General features: G+C 60.6%; 29 protein-coding genes. 27 read left to right on the top strand and 2 right to left on the bottom strand.

What is annotated here, in order from left to right; translation table 11 throughout:
• The first annotated feature begins 209 nt into the window (after window positions 1-209).
• The 27 genes from IEX57_RS17835 to IEX57_RS17965 all read left to right on the top strand — a co-directional run bounded on the left by IEX57_RS17835 (window position 210) and on the right by IEX57_RS17965 (window position 18,581).
• Window positions 210-1,019 carry an ABC transporter ATP-binding protein gene (locus IEX57_RS17835; RefSeq protein ID WP_188706069.1) on the top strand — a complete coding sequence of 270 codons (810 nt, stop codon included), beginning with the start codon at window positions 210-212 and terminating at the stop codon, window positions 1,017-1,019.
• Window positions 1,012-1,818 carry a lipid asymmetry maintenance ABC transporter permease subunit MlaE gene (mlaE, locus tag IEX57_RS17840; protein WP_188706071.1) on the top strand — a complete coding sequence of 269 codons (807 nt, stop codon included), beginning with the start codon at window positions 1,012-1,014 and terminating at the stop codon, window positions 1,816-1,818. The genes IEX57_RS17835 and mlaE overlap by 8 nt, the downstream gene beginning before the upstream one ends.
• Window positions 1,818-2,303, top strand: a complete 486-nt coding sequence (mlaD, locus tag IEX57_RS17845) for an outer membrane lipid asymmetry maintenance protein MlaD (protein ID WP_188706072.1) — start codon at window positions 1,818-1,820, stop codon at window positions 2,301-2,303. The genes mlaE and mlaD overlap by 1 nt, the downstream gene beginning before the upstream one ends.
• The gene (locus tag IEX57_RS17850) at window positions 2,303-2,923 is read left to right on the top strand and encodes an MlaC/ttg2D family ABC transporter substrate-binding protein (RefSeq protein WP_188706074.1); all 621 of its coding nucleotides are present in this window, start codon (window positions 2,303-2,305) and stop codon (window positions 2,921-2,923) included. The genes mlaD and IEX57_RS17850 overlap by 1 nt, the downstream gene beginning before the upstream one ends.
• Window positions 2,920-3,189 (top strand): STAS domain-containing protein, encoded by a 270-nt coding sequence (locus tag IEX57_RS17855; protein WP_188706077.1) that lies wholly within the window; start codon window positions 2,920-2,922, stop codon window positions 3,187-3,189. The genes IEX57_RS17850 and IEX57_RS17855 overlap by 4 nt, the downstream gene beginning before the upstream one ends.
• A gap of 143 nt (window positions 3,190-3,332) precedes the next feature.
• Window positions 3,333-4,217: an MlaA family lipoprotein gene (locus IEX57_RS17860; protein ID WP_188706079.1), complete on the top strand. Its 885-nt coding sequence runs from the start codon at window positions 3,333-3,335 to the stop codon at window positions 4,215-4,217.
• Entirely contained in the window at window positions 4,214-5,122 is a 909-nt protein-coding gene (locus IEX57_RS17865; protein WP_188706081.1) for an ABC transporter ATP-binding protein, read from the top strand. The genes IEX57_RS17860 and IEX57_RS17865 overlap by 4 nt, the downstream gene beginning before the upstream one ends.
• 33 nt (window positions 5,123-5,155) lie before the next feature.
• The gene (locus tag IEX57_RS17870; RefSeq protein ID WP_188706214.1) at window positions 5,156-5,911 is read left to right on the top strand and encodes an ABC transporter permease; all 756 of its coding nucleotides are present in this window, start codon (window positions 5,156-5,158) and stop codon (window positions 5,909-5,911) included.
• Between the two features lie 19 nt (window positions 5,912-5,930).
• Window positions 5,931-6,170: a BolA family protein gene (locus IEX57_RS17875; RefSeq protein ID WP_188706084.1), complete on the top strand. Its 240-nt coding sequence runs from the start codon at window positions 5,931-5,933 to the stop codon at window positions 6,168-6,170.
• Window positions 6,167-6,343, top strand: coding sequence for a hypothetical protein (locus IEX57_RS17880; RefSeq protein ID WP_188706086.1), 177 nt, complete (start codon window positions 6,167-6,169; stop codon window positions 6,341-6,343). The genes IEX57_RS17875 and IEX57_RS17880 overlap by 4 nt, the downstream gene beginning before the upstream one ends.
• A gap of 81 nt (window positions 6,344-6,424) precedes the next feature.
• Entirely contained in the window at window positions 6,425-7,675 is a 1,251-nt protein-coding gene (gene murA, locus IEX57_RS17885) for a UDP-N-acetylglucosamine 1-carboxyvinyltransferase (RefSeq protein WP_188706088.1), read from the top strand.
• Window positions 7,675-8,079, top strand: a complete 405-nt coding sequence (locus IEX57_RS17890) for a DUF4870 domain-containing protein (RefSeq protein ID WP_188706090.1) — start codon at window positions 7,675-7,677, stop codon at window positions 8,077-8,079. The genes murA and IEX57_RS17890 overlap by 1 nt, the downstream gene beginning before the upstream one ends.
• A 19-nt stretch (window positions 8,080-8,098) precedes the next feature.
• On the top strand, window positions 8,099-8,746 hold the full coding sequence (gene hisG / locus IEX57_RS17895; RefSeq protein ID WP_188697394.1) for an ATP phosphoribosyltransferase: 648 nt from the start codon (window positions 8,099-8,101) through the stop codon (window positions 8,744-8,746).
• Window positions 8,747-8,880: 134 nt separating this feature from the next.
• Entirely contained in the window at window positions 8,881-10,182 is a 1,302-nt protein-coding gene (hisD, locus tag IEX57_RS17900; RefSeq protein ID WP_188706093.1) for a histidinol dehydrogenase, read from the top strand.
• A 16-nt stretch (window positions 10,183-10,198) separates the two neighbouring features.
• Window positions 10,199-10,549: a TfoX/Sxy family protein gene (locus IEX57_RS17905; RefSeq protein WP_188706095.1), complete on the top strand. Its 351-nt coding sequence runs from the start codon at window positions 10,199-10,201 to the stop codon at window positions 10,547-10,549.
• A complete protein-coding gene (locus IEX57_RS17910; RefSeq protein ID WP_188706097.1) occupies window positions 10,546-10,890 on the top strand; it encodes a cupin domain-containing protein in 345 nt (114 codons plus the stop codon). Before IEX57_RS17905 ends, IEX57_RS17910 begins: the two co-directional genes overlap by 4 nt.
• A 121-nt stretch (window positions 10,891-11,011) precedes the next feature.
• Window positions 11,012-11,605, top strand: coding sequence for an imidazoleglycerol-phosphate dehydratase HisB (hisB, locus tag IEX57_RS17915; protein WP_188697402.1), 594 nt, complete (start codon window positions 11,012-11,014; stop codon window positions 11,603-11,605).
• A 24-nt stretch (window positions 11,606-11,629) separates the two neighbouring features.
• Entirely contained in the window at window positions 11,630-12,271 is a 642-nt protein-coding gene (gene hisH / locus IEX57_RS17920) for an imidazole glycerol phosphate synthase subunit HisH (protein ID WP_188706099.1), read from the top strand.
• Between the two features lie 48 nt (window positions 12,272-12,319).
• On the top strand, window positions 12,320-13,063 hold the full coding sequence (hisA, locus tag IEX57_RS17925; RefSeq protein WP_188706101.1) for a 1-(5-phosphoribosyl)-5-[(5-phosphoribosylamino)methylideneamino]imidazole-4-carboxamide isomerase: 744 nt from the start codon (window positions 12,320-12,322) through the stop codon (window positions 13,061-13,063).
• 76 nt (window positions 13,064-13,139) lie between these two features.
• Window positions 13,140-13,907 carry an imidazole glycerol phosphate synthase subunit HisF gene (gene hisF / locus IEX57_RS17930; RefSeq protein ID WP_188706103.1) on the top strand — a complete coding sequence of 256 codons (768 nt, stop codon included), beginning with the start codon at window positions 13,140-13,142 and terminating at the stop codon, window positions 13,905-13,907.
• Entirely contained in the window at window positions 13,904-14,299 is a 396-nt protein-coding gene (hisI, locus tag IEX57_RS17935) for a phosphoribosyl-AMP cyclohydrolase (protein ID WP_188706105.1), read from the top strand. Before hisF ends, hisI begins: the two co-directional genes overlap by 4 nt.
• A 168-nt stretch (window positions 14,300-14,467) precedes the next feature.
• The gene (locus IEX57_RS17940; RefSeq protein ID WP_188706107.1) at window positions 14,468-14,797 is read left to right on the top strand and encodes a phosphoribosyl-ATP diphosphatase; all 330 of its coding nucleotides are present in this window, start codon (window positions 14,468-14,470) and stop codon (window positions 14,795-14,797) included.
• 61 nt (window positions 14,798-14,858) lie between these two features.
• Window positions 14,859-15,215 (top strand): histidine triad nucleotide-binding protein, encoded by a 357-nt coding sequence (locus IEX57_RS17945; RefSeq protein ID WP_188706109.1) that lies wholly within the window; start codon window positions 14,859-14,861, stop codon window positions 15,213-15,215.
• Window positions 15,216-15,297: 82 nt separating this feature from the next.
• Complete coding sequence (tatA, locus tag IEX57_RS17950; protein WP_188706111.1) at window positions 15,298-15,507, top strand: Sec-independent protein translocase subunit TatA; 210 nt, start codon at window positions 15,298-15,300, stop codon at window positions 15,505-15,507.
• A 24-nt stretch (window positions 15,508-15,531) separates the two neighbouring features.
• Complete coding sequence (gene tatB, locus IEX57_RS17955; RefSeq protein ID WP_188706113.1) at window positions 15,532-16,065, top strand: Sec-independent protein translocase protein TatB; 534 nt, start codon at window positions 15,532-15,534, stop codon at window positions 16,063-16,065.
• Between the two features lie 3 nt (window positions 16,066-16,068).
• Window positions 16,069-16,815: a twin-arginine translocase subunit TatC gene (gene tatC / locus IEX57_RS17960; RefSeq protein ID WP_188706115.1), complete on the top strand. Its 747-nt coding sequence runs from the start codon at window positions 16,069-16,071 to the stop codon at window positions 16,813-16,815.
• The gene (locus IEX57_RS17965) at window positions 16,812-18,581 is read left to right on the top strand and encodes a PglL family O-oligosaccharyltransferase (protein WP_188706117.1); all 1,770 of its coding nucleotides are present in this window, start codon (window positions 16,812-16,814) and stop codon (window positions 18,579-18,581) included. Before tatC ends, IEX57_RS17965 begins: the two co-directional genes overlap by 4 nt.
• 62 nt (window positions 18,582-18,643) lie before the next feature.
• On the opposite strand, the gene pbpC is transcribed toward IEX57_RS17965, so the two are convergent.
• Complete coding sequence (gene pbpC / locus IEX57_RS17970; protein WP_188706120.1) at window positions 18,644-20,827, bottom strand: penicillin-binding protein 1C; 2,184 nt, start codon at window positions 20,825-20,827, stop codon at window positions 18,644-18,646.
• Window positions 20,817-26,510 carry an alpha-2-macroglobulin family protein gene (locus IEX57_RS17975; protein WP_188706122.1) on the bottom strand — a complete coding sequence of 1,898 codons (5,694 nt, stop codon included), beginning with the start codon at window positions 26,508-26,510 and terminating at the stop codon, window positions 20,817-20,819. Before IEX57_RS17975 ends, pbpC begins: the two co-directional genes overlap by 11 nt.
• Window positions 26,511-26,635: the final 125 nt, after the last annotated feature.

Below are 26,635 nucleotides of genomic sequence, written 5' to 3' on the forward strand. Positions count from 1 at the left end.
AAGCAGCAAAAACGTGACCCTTTGTCAGGCCAGCGTAGCCGGAATCTGATTAACACCGACAATTCACCGTTTTCTGGCTGTCCTCTCTCTGTCGAGCGATGCACAACCAGGACCTGTTACACGTCATGACATGTTCATAGGACTGGCGGCAAAGCCGCTTTCAACCTAAAATAGACAGCCTTTGTACTCATCAGTCTAACCAGGCCCGCATGACATCCCCGCTTGTTCAGCTCGACCGGGTTCGCTTTGGCTATTCCGACCGCGACATTCTCACCGATGTATCGCTGACGATCGCGCGCGGCCAGATGGTGGCGATCATGGGCGGCTCGGGCTCCGGCAAGACCACCTTGCTGCGGCTGATCGGCGGTCAGGTCAAGGCTCAGTCCGGCTCGGTCATGGTAGATGGTGAAGACGTCGGCACGCTTTCCGAAAGCCGTATGTACGCCATGCGCCGCAAGCTCGGAATGCTGTTCCAGTTCGGCGCGCTGTTTACCGATCTGTCGGTCTACGACAACGTGGCTTTCCCCCTGCGGGAGCGCACCAACCTGCCAGAGACCGTCGTCCGCGATCTGGTGTTGATGAAGCTGCAGGCCGTGGGCCTGCGCGGTGCAGCCAGCCTGATGCCGTTTGAACTGTCGGGCGGTATGGCACGCCGGGTTGCACTGGCCCGCGCCATTGCGCTGGACCCGATGCTGATGATGTACGACGAGCCCTTTACCGGGCTGGACCCGATTTCCCTGTCCACCATTGGCCAGCTGGTGCGTGAACTGAACGACGCGCTGGGTGCGGCCTCGATCATCGTCACGCACGATGTCGCAGAGTCTCTGGCGCTGGTGGACTATGTGTATTTCCTCTCCGGAGGTCGCGTGGTGGGCCAGGGTACGCCGGATCAAATCCGCGCGTCGACCGAGCCCTTTATCAAACAGTTCATTAATGGTGAACGTGACGGCCCGTTGCCGTTCCACAAACCGGCGCCCGATTACGCGCTTGATCTGGGACTGGAGCAGCCGCATGACTGATCGTACTGGCAACATTCTGGTCCGGTTTTTTTCGGCCATTGGCCAGCCGTTTACCAATGCATTTATCAAGACCGGTTTTGCCGGCCGCTTTTTGTTTTCGGTACTGCGCCACTCGCCCACCGCACTGACGCGATTCCGTCTGACCATGCGCGAGATCTGGTTTGCCGGCGTGCTGTCGGTGCTGATCATCGTGGTCTCCGGCCTGTTTGTGGGTATGGTGCTGGCCTTGCAGGGCTATGACACGCTGAGCCGCTTTGGCGCCTCATCCGCGCTGGGTGTGCTGGTGGCTTTGTCGCTGGTGCGTGAACTGGGTCCGGTGGTGGGCGCGTTGTTGTTTGCCAGCCGGGCGGGGTCGGCCATTACGGCGGAAATCGGCCTGATGAAGGCCACAGAGCAGTTGTCTGCCATGGAAATGATGGCGGTCAACCCGATTGCCCGCGTGGTGGTGCCCAAGTTCTGGGGCGGGGTGATTTCCATGCCGCTGCTGGCAGCCATGTTCAGTGCCATGGGCATCATTGGCGGTTATCTGGTTGGCGTGCAGTTGCTGGGGCTTGATTCCGGCATCTTCTGGTCGCAAATGCAAAGCTCGGTGGATCTGCGTTTTGATGTCATGAACGGCGTGATCAAGAGCATTGCATTCGGTATCGCGGTGTCGCTGATTGCGGTGTTTGAAGGGTATGACGCACCACCGACGGCCGAAGGCGTGTCGGGCGCGACCACCCGCACTGTGGTGATTTCGGCTTTGGTTATTCTTGGTCTGGATGTGATCCTGACCGCATTCATGTTCCGGGGAATCTGATGAAACGAGGCATGCTCGACTTCTGGGTCGGTCTGTTTATTGCCGCTGGGGTGGTTGCCATATTGTTCCTGGCTTTGCGCGTCAGCAGCCAGAGCGCCCTGCCCGCACGCTCGACCTACACGGTGACGGCCAATTTCGACAACATTGGCGGCCTGAAAGTGCGCGCCCCCGTTAAAAGTGCCGGGGTGGTCGTGGGACGGGTCACAAACATCGAACTGGATACCTCCCGTTACGTGGCCAGAGTGACCATGGCGCTGGATAATCACTATCATTTCAGTCGTGATTCCTCGGCTGAAATCCTGACGTCGGGCCTGCTGGGCGAACAATACATCGGTATTACGCCGGGGGCCGACGACAAGATGCTGACCGCAGGCAGTACGTTCAAACTGACCTCGTCGGCCATTGTGCTTGAACAATTGATCAGTCGCTTCCTGTTCTCCAAAGCAGAGGACAGCGGCGACAAAACAAACGCAGGAAACCAATAATGAACGTGCTCAAAAAATGGCTGGTGGCCTTGTGTGCCGCCGCACTGCTCCCCGCTGCCTTTGCTGCGGCCACCGATACGCCGGAACAGATTGTCCGCAACGTCAGCAAGGACGTGCTCGACATCCTCAAGAAGGGCGAGAAGAATCCGGCCGCTGTGCGCGACCAGGTGGATGCCAAGCTGGTCCCGCTGGCCGACTTCAACCGCATGACCGCGCTGGCTGTGGGCCGCTACTGGAAGAGCGCAACGCCGGATCAACAAGCCGCGCTGACCAAAGAATTCCGCACCATGCTGGTTCGTACCTATCTGTCTGCACTGACCATCTACAAGAATTCGTCGGTCGATGTGAAGGGCTCGCGCCCGGGTGATTCGGCAGATGAACAAACCGTGCAAACCGAAGTAAACCTGCCGGGCCAGAAGCCGATCGGTCTGGATTTCAACTTCGAGAAGGCCGATAACGGCTGGAAGGTGTACGACATCTCGGTTGAAGGCATCAGCTTTATCAACAGCCACCGCAACCAGTTTGGTACCGTGATCCGCAAGGACGGCATTGATGGCCTGATCCAGCAACTGGCCGCGCAAAACGCCAATGCCACCAAGAGCGGCTCTGCAGCCAAATGAGTACGTATACCGTCACAGGCAATCTCACGATGTTGACCGCCAGCGCGCAGCTGGCGGCCTTCAAGTGGCCTGACGGCGCAAGCGAACTGACGCTCGACCTGACTCAGGTGGCCGAAGTGGATTCAGCCGCGGTGTCTGTATTGCTGCACTGGCAGCGTATGGCACAGGCCCGCAAGGCCCGGCTGGCGATCAACGGCATGCCCGTCTCACTGGCCGAACTGATACGGCTGTATGACGTGCAGACCCTGCTTCCTGTCGGTGCCTGAGCAGTTTCGGCCCAACCCCGCCACAGTGCGGGGTTTTTGCTTTTCCTCATTGTCATAATCCTTTGCAACTCAGGCTGATAGCTTTGCAAGAAACCACTTACAATACAGCCCTGACTACTGAACCCATGACCCGATACCCGATCATGCGAAGACTCGTGCCCATTGCAGCCTTGCTGCTGACTGCCTGTGCCAGCCCCAAGAACAACTATGACCCGCTGGAACCCGTGAACCGCGGCATTTTCGTGGTCAACAACGTGGTTGACCGTGCCGTGGTCAAACCCGTTGCCACCGCGTATTCCAACTATGCGCCGGGCCCGGTCAAGCAAGGCACCAGCAACTTCTTTGGCAACATTGACGACCTGTTTTCTGCGCTGGGCTCTGTCCTGGAAGGCAACTTCAAGGACGCCGGCGTGAGCTTTGGTCGCGTGGCGGTCAACACCTCCATTGGTCTGCTGGGGATTTTCGACTGGGCCAGCGACATGAACATGCCCAAGCCGGATCAGGATCTGGGCCTGGCGCTGGGTCACTGGGGCATTGGCTCCGGCCCGTACATCATGCTGCCGTTCCTTGGCCCGACCACGCTGCGCGATGCGGTTGATCCGACCGTGCGCTGGTTCTATGGTCCGGGCAGCTATCTGAACACCACGGGCGAGCAGATCGCCTGGTCGGCGGTCGATGGCATCAACCTGCGCGCGCAAGTGCTGCCGCTGGATCAACTGATTGAGTCCCAGCCTGACCCTTATGCCTATATCCGCGACGCTTATCTGCAGCGCCGCTGGTACAAGGTCTATGACGGCAAGCCGCCGCACCCGCTGCAACTGGGCGATATCGATGATGACGATGGCGCCGACGACGCGGCACCGGCTGCCAAACCTGCGGCCAGCGCCAGCGAACCGGCCGCTGCCGACAAGCCGGCTGCCGCAACCGAGACCCAGGCCAGCGCGGCACCGCAAGCGGTTGCGGCGTCCGCCGTCGCGGTCGAACCCGCAACAGCAGACGCTTCGGCCCCCGCAAAGGCAGAGCAGTGAGCGCGATCCAGTTCCAGAACGTCGTCAAGCATTACGGCGACCTGCAAGCCCTTAACGATGTCAGCTTCAATGTTGAGGAAGGCGATTTCTTTGCCCTGCTCGGCCCCAATGGCGCCGGCAAGACCACGCTGATCTCCATTCTTGGCGGACTGGCGCGCGCCACCAGCGGCCATGTGTCGATCATGGGGCGGGATGTCGTCACCGATTACCGCAATGCGCGCCGCGCCGTGGGCATCGTGCCGCAGGAACTGGTGTTCGATCCGTTCTTCAACGTGCGGGAAACCCTGCGTTTTCAGTCCGGTTATTTCGGGCTCAAGCAGAACGATGCCTGGATTGACGAAATCCTGGAAAACCTGGGGCTGACCAATAAAGCCAACGCCAATATGCGGGCACTGTCTGGCGGCATGAAACGCCGGGTGATGGTGGCGCAGGCGCTGGTGCATCGCCCGCCTGTCATTGTGCTGGACGAACCCACCGCCGGCGTGGACGTGGAACTGCGTCAGACCCTCTGGGCCTTTGTGCGTCGCCTCAATGAGCAAGGCCACACCATTGTGCTGACCACGCACTACCTGGAAGAAGCCGAAGAATTGTGCAATCGCATTGCCATGCTCAAGCAAGGCCGGCTGATTGCACTGGAAGACAAAGCCAAGCTGATGAACCGTGGCAAGGCACGCACGCTGCGGGTCAGGCTGGCCAGCGGCAATCTGCCCATGAGCCTGGCTGAGCAGGTTCTGTCAGAAAAAGACGGCCAGTATGAACTGCGCCTTTCCGATCTTTCTGAAGTCGAAGGCATTCTGGAACAGATCCGCATGCACGGCGCCGCTTTGCGTGATGTCGAAATCGCCAAGCCGGATCTGGAAGATATCTTTGTCGAAATGATGCAAGGGCGTGGCGCCGCAGGCTGATGCCTGATGCCCGCCCCGATGGAACACATCCCCATGCAAGGTTTTTCCACCCTTTTCTACAAAGAGTTGCTGCGGTTCTGGAAGGTGAGCTTTCAGACCGTGCTGGCGCCGATTCTGACGGCGCTGCTGTATCTCTTGATCTTCGCCCATGTGCTGGACGCCCACGTCGAGCCCTACCCCGGCGTGCGTTACACGGCCTTCCTGATTCCCGGGCTGGCCATGATGTCCATGCTGCAGAACGCGTTCTCCAACACGAGTTCCAGCATTATCCAGTCCAAGATCACCGGCAACCTGGTGTTCATCTTGCTGCCGCCGTTGTCGCACTTCGAGTTTTTTGCAGCCTATGTGCTGGCCGCCGTGCTGCGCGGTATCGTGGTGGGCGCGGGCGTGTTGCTGGTGACGCTGTTCTTTGCCATTCCGCCCATCCAGCATCCGCTGTGGGTCATCGTCTTTGCGCTGCTGGGCTCCAGCATCATGGCCATTCTGGGCCTGATCGCCGGTATCTGGGCAGAGAAGTTTGATCAACTGGCCGCATTCCAGAACTTTCTGATCATGCCGCTGACCTTCCTGTCGGGCGTGTTCTACTCGATTCACAGCCTGCCGCCCTTCTGGCAAGGCGTGTCCAACTGGAATCCGGTGTTCTACGTGATTGACGGATTCCGTTACGGTTTCTTCGGCCAGGCTGATGTCTCACCATGGCTGAGCCTGTCCGTTGGCGGATTCACATTGCTGGCACTCGCCACACTGGGCTGGCAACTGATAAAATCCGGTTATAAATTAAGGCACTAGCCAGAAAGCAAAGATAGACATGACTCCCGAGCAAGTTCAAACCCTGCTGATCACCCGACTGGACGCCACTGTGGCCGAGGTCAAAGGTGATGGCCACCATTTCTACGCCCGCGTTGTTTCGCCCCGTTTTGAGGGCTTGGCACTGCTGGCGCGACACCGCCTTGTCAAAGAGGCCCTCAAGGATGTGATCGATTCTGGCGAGCTGCATGCGCTCTCGCTGGAAAAGACATCCACGCCGGCCGAATGGGCCGCGCTGTGAGCAGCGACAACCGCTTCAACCTCGATGGCATCAACGCCCACAAGGCGAAGATCGACGAGGCCATGCTGACCCAGCGCACCACGCGCGACCGTAGCACCCAGAAGCTGATCGCCCTCACCAACCTGCCCTGGCTGATTGCGCTGGTGGCCTGGTTGCTGTGGAAATACCTCTGACAGACATCACAAACAGTACTTTGCGCAGCCGGCAGGCTGCACGTTAACCGCATTCCCTCCCGCAGGAGCGGGCAAAAGAACATGGAAAAACTCAAAATCACCGGCGGTCATCCGCTGGCAGGCGAAATTACGATCTCTGGCGCCAAGAATGCCGCATTGCCGATTCTGTGCGCGGGCCTGTTGACTGCCGATACCCTGCGCCTGACCAATGTGCCGCAACTGCGCGACGTGAAAACCACGCAAAAGCTGCTGCAAGGCATGGGCGTACGCGTGATGACCGACAACGTGCACGAGTACGAACTGACCGCCAATGCCGTCACCAATCTGTGCGCGCCGTATGATCTGGTGAAGACCATGCGCGCCTCCATTCTGGTGCTGGGCCCGACGCTGGCCCGCTTTGGCGAAGCTCAGGTGTCCTTGCCAGGCGGCTGCGCCATTGGCGCGCGCCCGGTTGATCAGCACATCAAGGGCCTGCAGGCCATGGGTGCAGAGATCGTCATTGAACACGGTTATGTGAAGGCCAAGGGCAAGCTCAAGGGCGCCCGCATTGTCACCGACATGGTGACCGTGACCGGCACCGAGAACCTGTTGATGGCCGCCACGCTGGCTGAAGGCATCACCACCATTGAAAACGCCGCGCGTGAGCCGGAAGTGGTTGATCTGGCCGAGTGCCTGATCGCCATGGGCGCCAAAATCAGCGGCCACGGCACCGATACCATCACCATCGAAGGCGTGAAGTCGCTGCACGGCGCAACGCACTCCGTAGTGCCTGACCGCATCGAAACCGGTACGTTCCTGTGCGCCGCCGCCGCCGCGCAAGGCCGCGTGGTGCTGCGTAATACCCGCGCCAACATTCTGGAAGCCGTGCTGGACAAACTGCGTGAAGCCGGCGCCTACATTGAAGCGGGCGACAACTGGATTGCGCTGGACATGAAACAGCGCCCCAAGGCGGTCAACGTGCGCACGCTGCCGTACCCGGCGTTCCCGACCGACATGCAAGCCCAGTTCATGATGCTCAACACCATTGCCGAAGGTACGGCCGTGATGACCGAGACCATCTTTGAAAACCGCTTCATGCACGCGCCGGAACTGGCCCGTATGGGCGCGGACATCAGCACAGAAGGCAATACCGCCATTGTGCGCGGCGTCGAGAAACTCTCTGGCGCCACCGTAATGGCAACCGATCTGCGCGCCTCCGCATCGCTGGTGATCGCCGGTCTGATTGCCGAAGGCGAAACCATTGTCGATCGTATCTATCATCTGGATCGTGGCTACGAGCATATCGAAGCCAAGCTGGGCGGCATTGGTGCCAGCATCGAGCGGATTGCCTGATGCTGACGCTGAACCCCAAGCCGGCCAGTGACGACAGCGACGGCAAATTGCAGCCGCCCAATGGCGTCGAAAAAACCGTTGCCATGCTCACGCATCTGGCCGGCATTTTCTGGATTCCGTACCTGCCCATGCCGGTACTGGCGCTGATCATCCCGTTCCTGGTGCTGCAGTTTGCCCGCGTGCACTCGGAATTCGTGGAACAGCACGCCGTTCAGGCAGCCAATTTCCAGTTATTGATGGGGTGCCTGTACGCGCTTGCCATGATCATGAGTTATACAGCGCATAGCGTGTTCCCGATCTGGTGGGTTGCCGTCGGCTCGGCCATGTTCAGCCTGTGGGAAGGCGCCAAGGCCATTAACGGCTGGCGTTCGCGTTATCCGCTGACTCTTAAATTGTTCAAATAATCAAGAAAGTACGACTCATATGATTACGATTGCGCTGTCCAAAGGCCGCATTTTCGAAGAAACCGTGCCCCTGCTGGCCGCTGCCGGCATCGTGCCCGCTGAAGCGCCGGAGGCCTCGCGCAAGCTGATCATTGGCACCAATCATCCAGATGTGCGCCTGATTATCGTGCGCGCCACTGACGTGCCGACCTACGTGCAATATGGCGCAGCCGATCTGGGCGTGGCAGGCAAGGACGTACTGCTGGAACACGGTGGCGCCGGCCTGTATGTGCCGCTGGATCTGGAAATTGCCCGCTGCAAGCTGATGGTCGCCGTGCAGAACGGCTTCGACTACGAAGGCGCGGTCAAGCAAGGTGCGCGTTTGCGCGTTGCCACCAAATACACCGAATGCGCGCGTGAGCACTTTGCCGGCAAGGGCGTGCACGTGGACCTGATCAAGCTGTATGGCTCCATGGAACTGGCCCCGCTGGTGGGTCTGGCCGATGCCATCGTTGACCTGGTTTCCACCGGCGGCACGCTCAAGGCCAATAACCTGGTGGCCGTGGAAGACGTGCGCGACATCAGCTCGCGCCTGATCGTCAACCAGGCGGCGCTCAAGCTCAAGCAAGATCGCCTGCAGCCGATTATCGATACGTTCGCCGCCACAGTCGCAGCCCGTCGCGACTGAAACGGCCGCCGCAGGAGGTGGATGAGCGAGAAGCCATCCACCTTTTTTGTCAGTATTGCTGCCCGGCCCTTGTAAAACGGCGCGGTCCCCAGCAGTTATAATTGTTCTCTCCATTGCCAAACCGGACACCTGCCATGATTCGCCGCCTTGATTCCCGCGATGCCCAGTTCCAGCAAGAACTCTCGGCCCTGCTCGCTTTTGAGTCTTCGCAAGACCCGGAAGTGGATGCCCGCGTGGCCGCCATCCTGGATGACGTCAAACAGCGCGGCGATGCCGCCGTGGTTGAATACACCCAGCGTTTCGACAGCGTGAACGCCAGCACCATGGCAGAACTGGAACTGTCGCAAGCCGAACTCAAAGCCGCCTTCGAACGCCTGCCGCAAGTGCAGAAAGAGGCGCTTGAAGCCGCTGCAGCCCGCGTGCGCCGGTATCACGAACATCAAAAAGCCACGTCCTGGCAGTACACCGACGAAGACGGCACCATGCTGGGCCAGCAAGTCACGGCGCTTGATCGCGTCGGTATCTATGTGCCTGGTGGCAAGGCGTCTTACCCGTCTTCGGTGCTGATGAATGCCATTCCGGCGCATGTGGCCGGCGTGAGCGAAATCATCATGGTTGTGCCCACACCGCGTGGCGAACGCAATGATCTGGTGCTGGCCGCCGCGTATATCGCCGGCGTTTCCCGCGCCTTCACCATTGGCGGCGCGCAAGCCGTGGGCGCCCTGGCGTATGGCACGCAAACCATTCCGCAAGTCGACAAGATCACCGGCCCGGGCAACGCCTATGTCGCCGCGGCCAAGCGCCGTGTGTTCGGCATTGTCGGGATTGACATGGTCGCCGGCCCGTCGGAAATCCTGGTGATCTGTGACGGCAGCACCGATCCGGACTGGATCGCCATGGATTTGTTCAGCCAGGCTGAACACGATGAGATCGCCCAGGCCATCTTGCTGTGCCCGGATGCCGCTTTTATCGACAAAGTCGCCGCCAGTATCGCGCGCCAGTTGCCAGACATGCCGCGCGCCGAAATCATCCGCGCGTCGCTGTCGGGCCGTGGTGCGCTGATTCATGTGAAAGACCTCGCAGAGGCCTGTCATATCGCCAACTGGATCGCGCCGGAACACCTTGAACTGTCTGTGGCCGAGCCGCAAGTGTGGCTGCCGGAACTCAAGCACGCCGGGGCGATTTTCCTTGGCAAGTTCACCTCTGAATCGTTGGGTGATTACTGTGCCGGCCCCAACCACGTGCTGCCGACCGCCCGTACCGCGCGTTTCGCCAGCCCGCTGGGGGTGTATGACTTCCAGAAGCGCTCCAGCCTGATCCAGGTTTCGGCTGCTGGTGCACAAAAGCTGGGCCGCATTGCCAGCACGCTGGCGCATGGCGAGGGCCTGCAAGCCCACGCCAAAGCCGCGGAATACCGGCTGGACGATCAACCCTAACCACGGTCGGGACAGCATGCCGGCAAGAAGCGAATATCTGGACTGGCTGCTGGAACAACTGGCGCCGCTGGGCAGCTTGCGACCCAAGTCCATGTTCGGCGGCTATGGCCTGTATTGCGATGGCGTGTTCTTTGCCATCATCTCTGACGACGTGTTTTACGTGAAGGTGGATGATACCAACCGGCCGCGTTTTGAGAAGGCCGGTTTGCAGCCCTTCCGTTACGACGTGAAAGACGGCAAGAAGCACTTGTCGTATTACCCGCTGCCCGAGTCTGCACTGGAAGATGCCGAGGCGCTGCAAGAATGGGCGCGTGAAGGCATTGGTGCTGCTTTGCGGGCCGCCGCCAAAGGCAAGAAACGTCAATGAGTGAAAAGATTTCTACCGCCACGGCCCCGCATTACCACTGGGGCGCGGGCGAAGATGGCTGGCATCTGGTGCGTACGCCCGCCTTATCCGTGATTCAGGAGCGGCTAGGCCCAGGCGGTGAGGAAGCGCGGCACTACCACGTGCATGCCAGCCAGTTTTTTTATGTCCTCGCCGGCAGCCTTGATATTGAGGTTGCCGGCGTGGTCACCACGCTCAATGCGCAAGAAGGCCTGGCGATCCCGGCCGGTGCGGCGCATCAGGTGCGCAATGTGTCGCAATCCGACGCGCATTTTCTGGTGACCTCGCAACCACCCAGTCATGGGGATCGGGTCCTGGCCTGATTGGCCCTTTTACCCTGTTTTTACAGCGAAATGGCCCGTTTTTGCTTCACCTCAATAGCAAAGTCGTGGACAATTACGCAAATTGCGCCCATTTGGGCTATTGCCGATTACGAGAATACGCATGCGCGAAGTACAGGTAACCCGTAACACGCTGGAAACCCAGATCACCGTAACCATCAATCTGGATGGCACCGGTAAGTCCCGTTTCGATACCGGCGTGCCGTTTCTGGAACACATGATGGATCAGATCGCCCGCCATGGGCTGATTGATCTGGACGTCGTCGCCAAGGGTGATCTGCATATCGACGCCCACCATACCGTCGAAGATGTCGGCATTACGCTGGGCCAGGCGCTGGCCAAGGCGCTGGGCGACAAAAAAGGCATCCGCCGTTACGGCCACGCCTATGTCCCGCTGGATGAAGCGCTGTCGCGCGTGGTGATCGACCTCTCTGGCCGCCCCGGTCTTGAATACGGTGTCGAGTTCACCCGTGCCGCCATTGGCGGTTTCGATGTCGATCTGTTTGGCGAATTCTTCCGTGGTTTCGTCAATCACGCCGCGGTCACGCTGCATATCGATAACCTGAAGGGCAAAAACGCCCACCATCAGGCAGAGACGATCTTCAAGGCATTCGGCCGTGCATTGCGTATGGCAATCGAATACGATGAACGTATGGCTGGCGTCACGCCTTCGACCAAGGGCACGCTGGTCGGTTAACCTTTCTCACGTTGAACCACTGAAATGCGTATCGCAATTGTTGACTACGGCATGGGGAACCTCCATTCCGTAACCAAAGCCTTTGAGCACGTTGCCGGCAGTGATGCCAGCATCGTGCTGACGGACGACCCGATCGAAGTCGCCGCCGCCGACAAAGTGGTGTTTCCCGGTCAGGGCGCCATGCCCGACTGCATGCGCCATCTGGAAGAAAGTGGCCTGAAGGGGGCCGTGCTGGATGCTGCCCGCCACAAGCCGTTTCTGGGCATTTGCGTCGGCGCGCAACTCTTGTTCGATTACAGCGAAGAGGGCGACACGCCCGGTCTGGGCGTGTTTGCTGGCGGCGTGATGCGTTTTCCCAAAGAACGCATGCACGACGACGAAGGCCACAAGCTTAAAGTGCCGCACATGGGCTGGAACGAAATGTTCATCACCCGGGCGCACCCGCTGTGGCAAGGCATCCCGGAAGGCGAGCGCTTTTACTTCGTGCACAGCTACCACTTCAAGCCATCGGATGACATTACCGTCATCGAATCGGCCTACCCGTACCGTTTTGCGGCGGCCGTGGCGCGCGACAATATCTTTGCCATTCAATGCCACCCGGAGAAAAGCCATAACGCCGGGCTGCAATTATTGCGAAATTTTGTACACTGGGATGGTCGCCCCTGAGCCTTGGGCGACACACTGATAACCTGATTTCATTGAAATTTCTGCATCATGCTGATTATTCCTGCAATTGATTTGAAAGATGGCCACTGCGTTCGTTTGCGTCAGGGCCTGATGGAAGATGCCACCGTCTTCTCGGAAAACCCCGCCCCGATGGCCCGCCACTGGCTGGACAAAGGCGGTCGCCGCCTGCACCTGGTGGATTTGAACGGCGCTTTTGCCGGCAAGCCCAAAAACCTGGATGCCATCAAGGCCATTCTGGCTGAGGTGAACGGCGAAGTGCCGGTGCAACTGGGTGGCGGTATCCGCGACCTGGACACCATCGAGCGCTATCTGGATGCCGGCATCGACTACGTCATCATCGGCACCGCCGCGGTGAAGATCCCCGGTTTTCTGCACGAAGCCTGCGACGCTTTCCCGGGCCACATCATTGTGGGTCTGGATGCCAAGGATGGCCGTGTGGCGACCGATGGCTGGTCCAAGATCACTGAACATGACGTGATCGACCTGGCGCAACGCTTCCAGGACTACGGCGTGGAAAGCGTGATCTACACCGATATCGGTCGTGACGGCATGCTGTCCGGCGTGAACATTGAAGCCACCGTCAAACTGGCCCAGGCGCTGACCATTCCGGTGATCGCCTCGGGCGGCCTGACCGATCTGGACGACGTGCGCAAGCTGGTTGAAGTAGAAAGTGAAGGCATTGAAGGTGTGATCACCGGCCGCGCGATCTACGAAGGCACCATTGACTTCAAGGCCGCGCAAGAGCTGGCCGACGAAGCCATCGCCGCCTGATTTTTCTGCAAGACCGCCACAGGGTTGCCCCGGCTTTTGCGCGCGAGGCAACCCTGTGGCGCGCCCGGAACCTGACATGCCTTTAGCCAAACGCATTATCCCCTGCCTTGATGTCACCGCTGGCCGCGTGGTCAAAGGTGTCAATTTTGTCGAACTGCGCGACGCCGGCGACCCGGTGGAAATCGCCCGCCGTTACGACGAACAAGGCGCGGATGAGCTGACTTTTCTGGATATCACCGCCTCGTCGGATGATCGCGATCTCATCTTGTCGGTGATTGAAGCTGTGGCCTCGCAAGTGTTCATTCCGCTCACCGTCGGCGGTGGCGTGCGCAAGGTCGAAGACGTGCGCCGTTTGCTCAACGCGGGCGCGGACAAGATCAGCATCAACACTTCGGCCATTACCAATCCGCAACTGGTGGCGGATGCCGCCGCGCGCTTTGGTAGTCAGGCCATTGTGGTCGCCATTGACGCCAAGGCGGTCACGCCCAACAACGACCGCTGGGAAGTATTCACCCATGGCGGCCGCAATGCCACCGGGCTGGATGCGGTGGAGTGGGCCATCAAGATGCAGCAAATGGGCGCGGGCGAAATCCTGCTGACCAGCATGGATCGCGATGGCACCAAAATCGGTTTCAACCTGCCGCTGACCCGTGCCATTTCTGATGCGGTGGATATCCCGGTGATCGCCTCCGGCGGCGTGGGCAATCTGCAGCATATGGTCGAAGGTGTGACCGAAGGCCATGCCGATGCCGTGCTGGCCGCGTCGATCTTCCATTTTGGTGAATACACGGTACGTCAGACCAAAGAGGCCATGCGCGCCGCGGGGATTGAGGTGCGCCTGTGAGCTGGCTCGACGAGATCAAATTTGATGCCGCTGGCCTTGTGCCGGTGATTGCGCAGGACGAACACACCGGCCGCGTGCTGATGTTTGCCTTTGCCAATCGTGACGCCGTAGCGCTGTCTGCCGACAAAGGCACCGCGCATTACTGGACGCGTTCGCGCCAGAAGCTGTGGCACAAGGGCGAAGAATCTGGTCATTTTCAGCGCATCAAGGAAATCCGCCTTGATTGCGACGGTGACGTGCTGATCTATGTGATCGAGCAAGAAGGTGGCATTGCCTGCCACACCGGTCGCGAGAGCTGTTTTTTCCGCAAGCTCAATGGCGATGCCTGGGAAACGGTTGATCCGGTGCTCAAAGACCCCAATGCCATTTACGGTCATGGTCATTCGCATTGAGCGTGATCAAACCAGGCGCAGTATCAAGCCCGTTCGTGAACGGGCTTTTTTGTCTGAACGGCAGATTCATCCGGATGTTCGTACAACTTTAAACAAGCCACCTGCAACCGTTGCGTCCTTTCGTCATCAAACCCCCTTATAATTGGTCCTTTGTATCTGGAGCGAAGCATGGTTTCCGCTGAAATCCTGGAGCGTCTGTCCGCCACGCTGGCATCCCGCCGCGAAGCCGACCCCAGCACCTCTTATGTCGCCAAACTGTTCCACAAGGGGCAGGAAGCCATCCTGAAAAAGGTCGGCGAAGAAGCGCTTGAAACCATCCTTGCCGCCAAAGATGGCGACCGCCGTCATCTGGTCAGCGAAGTGGCTGACCTGTGGTTCCACACCATGGTGCTGCTGGCCAATGAAGGCTTGTCGGCCGAAGACGTGCTGGCTGAACTGGCGCGCCGTGAAGGCATTTCCGGTATCGACGAAAAAGCCTCTCGTCCGGTCAAGGATTAAAAACCGGGCCGACCAGGTCTTATGAATGATGGCGCCCTCCGGGCGTAATGGGAGAAACTTGATGAGCGATTGCCTGTTCTGCAAGCTGGCCAGCGGCGAAATCCCGAGCAAGCAGATTTACAGCGATGATGAAGTCGTGGCGTTTCACGACATTCATCCAGTGGCACCGGTGCATTTTCTGATTGTCCCCAAAACCCACGTCGATTCGCTGGCGCACGCGGGCCCGGAACATGAGGCGCTGTTGGGCAAGATGCTGTTGCTGGCGCCCCGACTGGCCGCAGAGCAAGGTTTGAAAGACGGGTTCCGCACTGTCATCAATACCGGCCATGGCGGCGGGCAAACGTTCTTCCATCTGCACGTGCACGTGTTTGGTGGTAATACCATGTCGCCAGACCTGGCTGCCATCACAACGCAATAATCAGCGTGTAAAGAACAAGCCCCTGGTGGTCAGGGGTTTGACCGGTTCAACCTGCGGCGCGTGGCGCCGGGAGTAAAACACAATGGGTTCGTTTAGCATCTGGCATTGGCTGATCGTGCTGGTGATCATTGTCCTGGTTTTTGGCACCAAGAAGCTGGGCAATGTCGGCAAGGATCTGGGTTCTGCGGTTCGCGGCTTCAAGGAAGGCGTGAATGGCGAAGGCGAAAAGCCGGCTGACAATCATGCTGAGGCCGGCCGCGTGATTGACACTGCTGACCGCGACAAGCGCTAAGCCGCCGACAGGACGACACGGGCGGTGTTTGATATCAGTCTGGGTGAAATGGCAGTCATTGGCGCGGTCGCCCTTGTGGTGATCGGGCCGGAGCGGCTGCCCAAAGTGGCGCGAACCCTGGGTTTGCTGGTGGGGCGCGCCCAGCGTTTTGCCAACAGCGTCAAAGCGGATCTGGACCGGGAAATTGCCCAGTCCGAACTGGCGAAGCTGGAAGCGGAGATGCGCGCGCAAGGCGCCGAGCTGCGCAACACCATTCACCAGCCGCTGGCTGACGCCAAAGCCGCCTTGCTGGCGGCGCCCGCTGATACGCCGGCGCCCGCCGTCATCCACACCCCGGCTGAGCCCGCAGTAACACCGCTGCCCGAGCCCGAGCAGTTTGCGCTGACCGCTGCTGACCAGGCGCTGCGCCCCGTCGTCGAGCCGGCCGCAGCAACTGTGGTCTCCGCCCCCGCGCCCGCCCCGCAGATCAGCCCGGCTGCTCATGATGAGCGCCAGCTTGATCTGTTTGAACCCTCTGTACCCACCGCTGCGCCCACGCCAGCGCGAGATCGCCGCTGATTCATGACTGAGGACAACTTTCAGCCGCTGCTGGTCCACCTGATCGAGTTGCGCTCCCGCATTGTGCGCAGCGCCCTGGTGTTCTTCGTCGGCTTTGCTATCTGTTTTTATTTCTCGCAACAGTTGTACGACTTTCTGGTCGCGCCACTGACCGCGGTGCTGCCCAGCCAGAAACTGGTTTCAATCGGCATTGCTGCGCCGTTCCTGTTGCAGGTCAAGATTGTGGCGCTGACGGCCGTGATCATCACCATGCCGCACACGCTCTATCAAGTGTGGGCCTTTGTGGCACCCGGCTTGTACACCCATGAAAAACGCATGATCCTGCCGCTGGTGGTGTCCTCCACCTTGTTGTTCTTCCTCGGCATGTCGTTTGCGTATTTCTTTGTCTTCAAAACCGTCTTCGCCTTTGTGGCCTCGCATGTGCCCAGTTCCATGCAGTGGCTGCCAGATTCTGAACAGTACCTCTCGTTTGTGCTGGGGCTGTTCATCTCTTTCGGCATCACCTTTGAAGTGCCGGTGGCGATTGTGCTGCTGGTCCACATTGGCGTTGTCACCGTCGAAAAACTGGTGAGCTGGCGTCCGTACGTGATCGTGGGTTCCTTTATTGTGGCCGCCGTGGTCACCCCGCCCGATCCGCTCTCGCAATGCCTGCTTGCTGTTCCACTCTGGCTTTTGTATGAAGCCGGTTGCGTCGTCGCCCGCTGGACCGGGACACGCGCATCCAACCAAACCCACACCCAAGAACAATGAAAACGCATCCTTCACTACGTATTTACCAGGTCCTGCTGTTTTTGCTGGCCTGCGTACCTTGCGCCATCCCTTACCGCTATCCGCCCAATCCGGTTTTCCCGTCTGAACTGGCGGCCTATGGCTTTTGCGCGCTAATCATCATGGCGGCTGCCACGCTGCCATCCAACAGCCGCCGTACCGGCCCGCCGCTGGCCAGTTGGCCGTGGCTGGCGCTGGCCGGTGTACTGGCCATCCAGATTGTCGTCATGCCGGTCATTTACTGGTCAGAGCGCACCATCCCGATGAGCTATATGATCGGCGCAGCGCTGACCGTGTGGAGCTTGTCGCTGGCGCGCGATGAACATGGTCTGGGGCCGCTGGCCGTGGCCCTGGCCTGGGGTTTGCTGATCGGGGCGCTCTTTAATACCGGCCTGTCGATTCCGCAGATCATCCACGTGCAGCAAAGCGGTTCGGGCCTGGTGTTCGGCAATATCGGCCAGAAGAACATGTATGGCCACTACCTGGCGTGGGGCCTGGCTGCGGCGGCCTGGCTGGGTGCTACCCGCCGTCTGCAAGGCTGGGCTTTCTGGGTACTGGCGATCTGGCTGAGCCTGTCGATGGCCTGGTGTGGTTCGCGTTCCATTTTCATGTATGCCGGTGCCTGGGCCGTCTTTGGCACGATCCTGTATGTCACCGCACGCGGTGACAACCGCCGCTTTGCCGTGTTGCTGGCTGGCTCTGCCGTCCTGATCATTGCCATGCAGTTTGTGGCGCCCCTGATCAACCACCTGGCCCAGTCGGCACTGCATGCAACAAATGAAGTCCCGACCGGTCTGGATCGTCTGGACTCCAACGGCGCCCGCCGTCTGGTGGAATGGCAAAAGGCACTGATCGCCTTCCGCGAGAACCCGATTCTGGGCGTGGGCTGGGGAGCCTATGGCGCGCAAAGCGTGCGCCTGCAGGTGATTCCGGAATTTGCCAAAGTGGTCGAGCCGGTGCTGTTCACCCACTGCCACAACTCATTGCTGAACCTGATGGCAGAAACCGGCATCGTCGGCGCCTTTGTGGTGGTCGTGCCCATTCTGCTGGCGTTCCTGGGTATCTGGCGTCGTCGCCATGACCCGGTGGCCATGTTCGGTACCGCCCTGGTGCTGGTGTCGATCCTGCATAGCCTCGTGGAATATCCGCTGTGGTATTTCCACTTCTTCGGGCCGTTCTCGCTGATGCTGTTCCTGATGTATGACGGCACGCCAGGGCGTGGTCTGTCGTCAATGCAAACGCGCATTGGCGGTTTGTTTGCCGGCGTGGTGACGCTGGGTCTGGGCATTGCCGGTCTGGTGTACTACCTGCAGGTTTACCCGATCATCGACAGCACCAGCAAGGTCAAGGAAAACGAGCGCCGCATCAAGATTCTGGAAGGCATGCGCAAGAACCCGTTCCTGGACTATTTTGCCGAGTACGGGCTTTCCAACTTTGTGGTGGCCAACCGCTCGGACATGGGCTGGAAGCTGGGCATTGTGGCGCAGCTGGATCGTCTGCACCCCTATCCTGGCCAGTTGTCTGATGAAGCCATCATGCGTGCCTTGATGGGTGACCAGCAGATGGCGCACCAGCGCATGCGTGAAGCCGTGTACTCCTTCCCGGATAGCCTGGGTTACTACCGCCATGAAATCGAACGTTTCCCCAATGAGCCTGCGGTGAAGGCCCTGCTGGTGGATGTCGAAGCCGGCGAAAAAATGTACGGCAAACAACCGTACAACCCGGATGACGAAGGCGATGATGACTGAGGCGTGGTCACGCGCTGCATGATAAAAAAGCCGGCTTGCGCCGGCTTTTTTCATGGGCGGCATCAAGTGGCCGGCACCGGCTGTTTGCCGCCGGTCTTGCGTGGTGGCGTTTGCCGCAGAAAAGCGCCGCGTACCTCAAAATGCACCTGTTGCACCGTCCGGGTATTGTCCCTTAACTCAATGACATGCCGCCCCGGCATGGGGAACCACGCCCAGCTCTGGCCGCGGCCCAGCAATTTGCCGTTCAGCCACCACTGCGGTTTGCTGGTGCCATTGGCGCGGAACACGATGCGCTGGTTGGCTGGTGGAATATCCGGGTCCAGCGCAAAGATGGCGCCGTCTACCGGGTAATCGATACCTGCCGGTCGCGCGCGGGCATCATCGCTGACGAGGTAAATCTGGTCCCGCCCGGTGCCAGGCAAAAAGTATTCGCGCCGGTCCGTTTCAACATAGTTTTCAAAATGAACCTGACGGGCCTGAATGCCGGCAGGTGCCGCCGGGGGCAAAGAGGGCGTCGTGGCATGCAGCTGGTTCATCAGCGCCAGCCAGACCGGCGCCGCGCCATGCATGCCAGAGACATCCCACATGGGCGCGCCGCTGGCATTGCCCACCCAGGTGGCCACCGTATAGCGCTGCGAGTACCCCACCGCCCAGTTATCCCGCATGTCTTTGCTGGTGCCAGTCTTGACTGCGGTCCAGAAGCGCGTGGCCAGTGCGCTTTCCAGACCAAACGTACGCGCACGGGCAGTGCGGTCTGACAGGATATCGCTGATGACAAAGCTGCTTTGTTCATCCAGCAAGCGTCGGCTTGCACCTGCGGGATCAGTACTCAGCCAGCGCAGCGGGTTCTGGGTGCCGCCGGTCGCCAGGGTCCGGTACGCATTGGCCAGATCCAGCAAGCGCACGTCAGCAGCGCCCAGTGCCAGGCTGTAGCCGTAATAGTCGCCAGACTCGGTCAGACTGCTCAGGCCCAGGGTCACCAGCCGCTCCCGTAGCCGCGCCGGGGTCACCATTTCAATGGTGCGTACGGCGGGTGTATTGAGCGATGAAGCGAGCGCGGTTCTGACAGACACCGGCCCTTTGAAGTCCTTGTCGTAGTTCTGCGGGTTGTACAGCCCGCTGGCGGTATTAAGATCAAGCGGGCTGTCATTGAGCAGCGACGCAGCGGTCAACCAGCGCCCCTGCAATGCCAGTTGATACAGGAACGGCTTGAGGGTCGAGCCAGCCTGACGCAACGCCGTCACGCCATCCACATCGCTGGCCCGTGACAGATCACCGCTGGACCCCACCCAGGCCAGGATGTCGCCACTGCGGTTATCCAGCACCACCAGCGCACCGTCTTCGACATTGCGCTGGCGTAATTCGGTAATCTGCCGGCGCAGGATGAGCGTGGCAAAGCGCTGCAGATCCGCATCCAGCGTGGTGCGTACGGTGGTGCCAGCGGGGAGCGCGCCGCGGGCCAGCAATTTGCGGGCAAAGTGCGGTGCCAGTTGCGCTTCTTGCTGATAGCCATTGCCGTGACGGGCCAGCGCCACCTGCGCTTCAACCCGCACTTGATCGCAATCTGCCACACGCCCCATGTCTTTGAGGATGCCGCAAGCGCGTGTGCCCACGGCAAGTGGCGCGGCGTTGGGAGCGCGGAGCAAGGCAACGGCAATGGCCGACTCATGCGCATCCAGGCCCGCCGGGGATTTGTCGAACAGGGACGCGCTGAGCGCATCAAGCCCGACAATCTCGCCCCGGAAACCGACGAGGTTGAGATAGGCCTCCAGAATCTGTGCTTTGGTCCAGCGCCGTTCCAGCCACTCTGCCGACCAGCCCTGCCGCACCTTCTGGCTGAGGGAACGCCCCTGGTTGCTGCGTTTCAGATCATCGTCCAGCAGCCCCACCAATTGCATGGTGAGGGTGGAGGCGCCACGCGTGCGCTGGTTCCACAGATTGCCCCAGCTGGCCGCAGCAACGGCAGACCAGTCCACGCCGCTGTGGCTGTAAAAGTTGCGGTCCTCAGACACCACCAGCGCCTGGCGCATGGCGGGCGAAATATCCGGCAAGGCCACCCAGTCCAGCTTGCGTACTTTCTGGTCCACCCGCACGCGCTGCAATGGCTGGCCGTGGCGATCCAGCAGAATCACATCAGACGAACGCCAACCGGCTTTTACCGCGGCAAAATCCGGCAACGACCAGGCCGGTAGGCTGGCCAGCGCGAAACACAGTGCCAGCCCGGCCCGATACGGATTAATGCGCATCACCCACCTTGTACACCGGGTTGGGGGCAGCGCCGAATACATCCGGCGCGTACAGTGCTTCCACCCGCGTTGGCGGCAGCTTGAAGGCACCGGTGCTGTTCAGGCGCATGGTGTACTCCACCGAGAACGTGCCACGGGGAACGTACTCGTAATAAGCCCGGTAACCCGCAAAGCGCCGTTCGATAAAGGCAGGCCAGGCATTACCTTCTTGTTGTTCACCCTGCGTGGCAATTTGCGAATCACGGCCCAGGCCATTCCCGAGGATGCTGGCGCCCGTGGGCACCGGATCATCGACCACCACCCAGGTCATGTCGGCTTGCGCGGTGATCTCCAGCTTCACCCGCAGGACATCGCCCCGGCTGTACTGGCCCGGCGTTTTTGTCTCTACCGGCGTCACCGTTTTCTTGACGTGATATCCCGCTACTTGCGGTGTGGTCAGTGGCAGCGCAGCCAGCACCTGCACCGTGGCCCACGGCGCCCCGCCGCCCTGCTGGGCAAGGGCCAGCGTGCCTTGCCCGCCGGCGGGCCATGGCAAATCCACGCGCGGCGGCTGGGGCGCTGACCACGGTACGGCCTGTTTCGCCGTGCCAAGGCTCAGGTTGACCAGCCCGGTGACGGGCTGGCTTTCAAACTGCGCACTGAAATGCCGGACTGCCAGCGCGCCCCAGGCATTGGCATTGGTGGTCATCCAGGCACCGTGATCCTGCCGCCCCAGCAAACCGGTCAGCAGCCGTGGCATGTCGTCCTTGAACGAGGGCAACTGGCTGGCCACCAGTACCAAGCGCGCCGAATTGACGTCCGCGTTGTTCATCAACCACCACCAGTAATCCTCGCGCTCGGTAGAGAACACCATGCGGGTGCCCTGATAGGTCAACCGGCCACGCAGCACTTGTTCGGCCTGTGCCATCCGGGTGGCACGGTCTGGCGCATTGGTCATGTGCTGCAAGACAGAAAGCCAGTCGATCAGCATGGTGGTGGACCAGCTGTTGGGCTGCAAGGTCAGCGTATCGAGCTGGCGCGGCTGCGCCCGGCCATAACGTGACAGTGCTTCCAGCGCCGCCAGCCGACGGGCATCACCCGAGTCACGCGGCATCCAGAAATCGCGCTTCAGACGGCCTTCCACAAAATTGGTCAACGCCGTCAGCATGCGCTCACGCGAGTCATCCGGAATGGTCCAGCCGTTCTCGTTCGCCAGCGCCAGCACATACGCGGTGAGCGTATCGCTGCCGCGCGGCGGGCTACCTTCCTGGACCGGGAAGTACTGCGCCAGACCGTCGCTATCCAGATAAGTAGGCAGATCAGCCATGATGCCGGCCCAGCGCTGCTTGTCGTTCAGCCCCACGGCGATGGACGAGCGCTGTTCCAGGCAACTGTAGGGGTAGCGCAAAAACCAGTCACGCACGGCCGGCATCTCGCCTGCCAGCCTGGCTTGCAGCTGCACCGACACGCCGCCGCGCCCGGCTTCCGCCCCGGGCGGCAACGCCACCGGAATACTGACCGGCGCGGTGAGCTGGCGCAGCGTCGCCTGTTGTACCGTTACCGGCGTGGCGGGTTCGATCTGCTGGCTGAAGGCCAGTTTGTCCTGCGCCTTGTCGCCGCCTTGTTCATGCGCAGCGAAAGTCCATTGCAGATGATCTACCCCGGGCGGCACGGTCACCGGCCAGCGTACTTCCCGCGCTTCACCGGCCGGAATCTGTACCGTCTGGGCACTTAGCCCCGGCAAACCCGTGGCCTGAGCCTCGACCACCACCGTCATGGCGCGGCTGGAGCCGTTACGCACGTTGATACCGGCATCAAGCTGGTCACCACTCCGGGCAAGCGGTGCAACGCCTGCAGTCATCTGCAGATCCTGGGTGACCGTGATGGTGGCCTGGCCGGTACCAAAGTAAGCATCGCCCGCATCTGCAACTGCAACCAGCTTGAAGCGGGTCAGCGCGTCATTGATCGGAACCGAAACCGTGGCGCTACCGGTTTTATCCAGCACCACATGCGGTTGCCACAGCAACAAGGTATCCAGCAGTTCACGCGTGGGCGCAAAGCCGCCGCCGCCGCCCGGGGCCAGCGCCTTGCGGCCGAAGTGCCGTTTGCCCACCACCTGCAACTGCGCCGTGGCGGTTTCGACCCCGTAACTACGCCGCTGCAGCATGGCGCCCAGCAAGTCCCAGCTATCGTTGGGCTGCAGTTCCAGCAAGGCTTCGTCTACCGCCGCAAACGCGACCTCTGCACCCGCCGCCGGCTGGCCGTTGGGCAGCTTGACCTGCACCTTCACGGTCGCAGTTTTGCGGATGGCGTAAACCGGTTTGTCCGGTGTGACGGTCACGGCCAGCTTGTGCCCTGCCGTTCCCACCGTCAGTTCTGCGATCCCGTATTTGAAGGCCGGGCGGGACAGGTCAATCATGGCGGTCGGCGCCTGGTAGTCGTGCCCTTCATGGCGGAAGGCATCCCACCACTCCAACGGGCTGCGCCAGCCCCAGGTAAAGAACGAATACCACGGCACATCACGCACGCGTCCGCGTACCGCCAGCACCGACACGTACACGTTGGGCGCCCATTCAGGTTCGATCTTCACATCAATCACCGGGTCTTTCCCGGAAAGTTCGACCACGCGCGTGTCAATCACCCCTTCGCGCTCAATCGCCAGCAGGGCCGTGGCCTTGCGGAACGGCATGCGCACCTGCAAGTGCGCGGTGTCGCCGGGTTGATATGCGGTTTTCTCAGGCAATACATCGATGCGGTCGTTGTTGTCGACGTCAAACCACATCTCGCCCTCACGCGAGACCCAGATGCGCTGGGCCGCCGCGATGGCATGACCGGCGTCATCCGCCGTCTGGGCGATCAGTTCAATGCTGCCTTCGTTCTTGAGGGTGACGTCGCAAAACATCAGCCCGCGCGCGTCGGTCCTGGCGTCGCATACCTGCCCGAGATCTTTGGTGGTTTCATGGCTGTCATAGGCGTAAAACCCGCCAACAAGGCGTTTGCGGCTGGATAACCAGGTATGTTCAACCGCCTTGACCGTCACCTTGCGGTTGGCCAGCGGTTTGCCGTTGGTATCCACCACCACGCCCTTGACGGTCGTGGTCTTGCCGGCAGTCATCCAGTCTTCTACCGAAAGCCCCACCCGTACGCTGGCGGGCCACAGCGGCACTGTGCGCGAGAGCGTCTGGACTTCGCCGTTGGGATCACTGTAGGTGGCTTCGACCACCATATCGTAGGGGCGGTCGATCCTGGGCAGGCCGCTTACCTGGGTTTTGCCGTTGCCGTTTGCATCGAGCGTGAGCGCCGCTTTATCCAGCACCACCTTGTTGTTCAGCGCGTTGCGGCCGGTTTCTTCAGCCGCCTCTGGCGGGTCAAAACTGAAGCGCTCGTACCCCTCGGCCCGATCGTAGCGGTTGCGCAGCATGGCACTGACCTGCACCGGCAACCCCTTGGCCGGCCCGCCCGTGCCATAAGACAGCGACACCGCCAGCGGCACATTGCCTGGGGCGATGGTCGCTTTGGTATCGGCCGCAAGCTGACCGCGCATGACGGGCAGGCGGAACTCCTCAACCCGGAACGAACCGGTATAGAGCGTAATGCCGTCCTGCTCGATACTGGCCGGGCTGCGCTGGTCTGCTCTGCGTTGCGCCTTCTTGATCAGCGAGATCGTGTACATCCCCAGTTTGGCCGATTTGGGAATGGCAAAGGTAGATTCGGCGTAGCGCCCTTGTCGCCAGGCCAGCGGATAAGTAAAGCTCTGCCCGCTGCCCTCATGCGTGATGACCAGTTCATCCGGCAACTGGCTGGCGCGTGGCAAGGCCAGGCCCTTGCTGGTTTCAAGGCGCATGAAATGCTTCATCGACACCGTTTCGCCAGCGCGGAACAAGGGGCGATCCAGCACGGTTGTGGCGCGCACCGAGGGCTGCGGGCTGGTGTCGGTCGGATACGGGAAGCGCCAGGCTTCAATCCCCTGATCCCAGCCCGAGCGCACGAACGACACATCGTTGCGGCCCTTTTCATCTTGCTTGCGGGCCACCACAAAGAGCCCGGACAACGACTCCGACGGGCAATGGTCAGCCTCTTGCAGCGAGCGCTCGATCTTGGCGATGCCCTGGCTATTGGTCTTGCCCTGCCACAGCAACTGCTGATGGCAGTCGTAGACACTGACCTGGGCGTCGGGCACCGGCGCGGCGCGGTCCAGCGTCGTCACCCAGACCGCCGCGTTGTCACGCCCGCGCTTTAGATGCACGCCCAGATTGGTCACCAGCATGGCCGTGCGCACGTACATGGGCGCATCAAGACCCAGCAAAGATTTGCCCAGCAGGCGCGACTGCAGTTCAACCACATGCAAACCGGGTTCAGGTGCCGGAACACCGACCACGGTGAACGGCCATTTCCCGGTTTTGTCCGGCGCGGTCGGCACCTTCATGCTTTGCACGCCGGCCTGACCAACAAGCAGCGACAGTCGCCGGGTTTCTACCGCTTTGCCACCGCGCACCACGGAAGACTCATGCCACGCTTCAACTTTGGCCAGCCAGGTCATGATGGACTGATCGTCGCTGACGGTCAGGCTCTGCATGCCCACCTGGATTTGCTTGACGTCCAGATCGGCCTCTACATCGCGCAAAGTGACGGCGATGGCCGGCTCGGCATTCAGTTCCACAATACCGAACGGCGCGGCGGCAAACTTGGCCAGCGGCGGCGCGGAGGCCGTGCCGAAACTGAGCGGGAAGGCGCCCTTGTTGGTCAGCTCACGACCGCTAGCGTCGGTAAAGCCGTCGGGGAGTTTGAGTTTGAAACTGGCGTTGGGTGGGAATGGCGGATTGAACGTGGCCTCATACACCAGATTGTCGCGCTCGCGCCCGAAGTCCGGGTGGCGCTCACCATTGGGAGTCTGCAGCACAATCTGGCTGGCCTGCTGGCGGGTCACCTCGGCCGAAAAATGCAGCGTGACCGGCCGCAGGGGGATACACGCAGCATTGGCGTTCTCCCGCTGGCAATTGAGCGTGGCGGTAAAGGCGTCGCGCACCGTGAAATCAAGCGTCTGCTTTTCTGCGCTGCCGGGGCGATCAAGCACTACCTTGACCTTCTTGCCGGCTGGCAAGCGCTGGGCGCAACGGACGGCCTCGATCGTGCCTGATTGTTTCTCCCAGCCCTGGTATTTGAGCAATGTGGTCTTGTCTGCATCGGCCAGCCGCTGCATGGGCAAGCGTTCTGGCGAGCCCTCCACCAGGCAGAACATGGGCAACACTTTGGCGCCGATGGGACCATTGAGCAGGAACAGGAATGCCTGGTCTTCCTCAATCTGGCTGCCCTGCCCGGGCAGGCTGTCAGTCACGGCGAGCGGGCCCGTGGTAAAGCTGAATTTCTGCTGGCCAGTCACCGCCTCACCCGAGACTGCGCGCACTTCTGGCCGGACCGTAAAACGGCAAGTCGTGGCCCCGGGAACACCGCCGGGAAAATCCATCACCCAGCTGCGATCGTCAATCCAGTGCGCATCTCCTTTTTGCGGGCAATCCACCGTGAATGGCGCGGCGGCCCGGGTATCGCCCATGCGCACCATGGGGGCAGAGAATGTCGCACGGACTTGCTGGACTGTGCGAACCTCGTTTTGCGGCGAGAACGTCGTCACGGTTGCGGCAGAGGCGGCAATCCAGGCAAAGGCAAATACGACAGAGACGAAACCACGGGCGGCGGGCAGGCGCATAATCGGGGCGGGCGGTTGTTTTTACTTTCCCGATTTTGTCAGAAACTTACTGTCAGTAGTTTTTAACCCATCAAACTTTGAGATAATTCAGACACACGCCAGATTGCATGCCCGCCGCATCCGGA

Source organism: Silvimonas iriomotensis, assembly GCF_014645535.1.
Classification (GTDB): domain Bacteria; phylum Pseudomonadota; class Gammaproteobacteria; order Burkholderiales; family Chitinibacteraceae; genus Silvimonas; species Silvimonas iriomotensis.

Bases quoted from the DNA above. Each gene is read 5' to 3' on its own strand.
- IEX57_RS17910 (WP_188706097.1), top strand. From the start codon at position 10,546: ATGAGTGAAAAGATTTCTACCGCCACGGCCCCGCATTACCACTGGGGC.
- IEX57_RS17945 (WP_188706109.1), top strand. From the start codon at position 14,859: ATGAGCGATTGCCTGTTCTGCAAGCTGGCCAGCGGCGAAATCCCGAGC.
- hisD (WP_188706093.1), top strand. From the start codon at position 8,881: ATGATTCGCCGCCTTGATTCCCGCGATGCCCAGTTCCAGCAAGAACTC.
- mlaD (WP_188706072.1), top strand. From the start codon at position 1,818: ATGAAACGAGGCATGCTCGACTTCTGGGTCGGTCTGTTTATTGCCGCT.
- hisF (WP_188706103.1), top strand. From the start codon at position 13,140: ATGCCTTTAGCCAAACGCATTATCCCCTGCCTTGATGTCACCGCTGGC.
- IEX57_RS17875 (WP_188706084.1), top strand. From the start codon at position 5,931: ATGACTCCCGAGCAAGTTCAAACCCTGCTGATCACCCGACTGGACGCC.
- mlaE (WP_188706071.1), top strand. From the start codon at position 1,012: ATGACTGATCGTACTGGCAACATTCTGGTCCGGTTTTTTTCGGCCATT.
- pbpC (WP_188706120.1), bottom strand. From the start codon at position 20,827: ATGCGCATTAATCCGTATCGGGCCGGGCTGGCACTGTGTTTCGCGCTG.
- IEX57_RS17890 (WP_188706090.1), top strand. From the start codon at position 7,675: ATGCTGACGCTGAACCCCAAGCCGGCCAGTGACGACAGCGACGGCAAA.
- IEX57_RS17860 (WP_188706079.1), top strand. From the start codon at position 3,333: ATGCGAAGACTCGTGCCCATTGCAGCCTTGCTGCTGACTGCCTGTGCC.
- hisG (WP_188697394.1), top strand. From the start codon at position 8,099: ATGATTACGATTGCGCTGTCCAAAGGCCGCATTTTCGAAGAAACCGTG.
- IEX57_RS17975 (WP_188706122.1), bottom strand. From the start codon at position 26,510: ATGCGCCTGCCCGCCGCCCGTGGTTTCGTCTCTGTCGTATTTGCCTTT.
- hisH (WP_188706099.1), top strand. From the start codon at position 11,630: ATGCGTATCGCAATTGTTGACTACGGCATGGGGAACCTCCATTCCGTA.
- IEX57_RS17905 (WP_188706095.1), top strand. From the start codon at position 10,199: ATGCCGGCAAGAAGCGAATATCTGGACTGGCTGCTGGAACAACTGGCG.
- tatA (WP_188706111.1), top strand. From the start codon at position 15,298: ATGGGTTCGTTTAGCATCTGGCATTGGCTGATCGTGCTGGTGATCATT.
- IEX57_RS17940 (WP_188706107.1), top strand. From the start codon at position 14,468: ATGGTTTCCGCTGAAATCCTGGAGCGTCTGTCCGCCACGCTGGCATCC.
- IEX57_RS17965 (WP_188706117.1), top strand. From the start codon at position 16,812: ATGAAAACGCATCCTTCACTACGTATTTACCAGGTCCTGCTGTTTTTG.
- murA (WP_188706088.1), top strand. From the start codon at position 6,425: ATGGAAAAACTCAAAATCACCGGCGGTCATCCGCTGGCAGGCGAAATT.
- IEX57_RS17855 (WP_188706077.1), top strand. From the start codon at position 2,920: ATGAGTACGTATACCGTCACAGGCAATCTCACGATGTTGACCGCCAGC.
- tatC (WP_188706115.1), top strand. From the start codon at position 16,069: ATGACTGAGGACAACTTTCAGCCGCTGCTGGTCCACCTGATCGAGTTG.
- IEX57_RS17850 (WP_188706074.1), top strand. From the start codon at position 2,303: ATGAACGTGCTCAAAAAATGGCTGGTGGCCTTGTGTGCCGCCGCACTG.
- hisA (WP_188706101.1), top strand. From the start codon at position 12,320: ATGCTGATTATTCCTGCAATTGATTTGAAAGATGGCCACTGCGTTCGT.
- IEX57_RS17870 (WP_188706214.1), top strand. From the start codon at position 5,156: ATGCAAGGTTTTTCCACCCTTTTCTACAAAGAGTTGCTGCGGTTCTGG.
- hisB (WP_188697402.1), top strand. From the start codon at position 11,012: ATGCGCGAAGTACAGGTAACCCGTAACACGCTGGAAACCCAGATCACC.
- IEX57_RS17835 (WP_188706069.1), top strand. From the start codon at position 210: ATGACATCCCCGCTTGTTCAGCTCGACCGGGTTCGCTTTGGCTATTCC.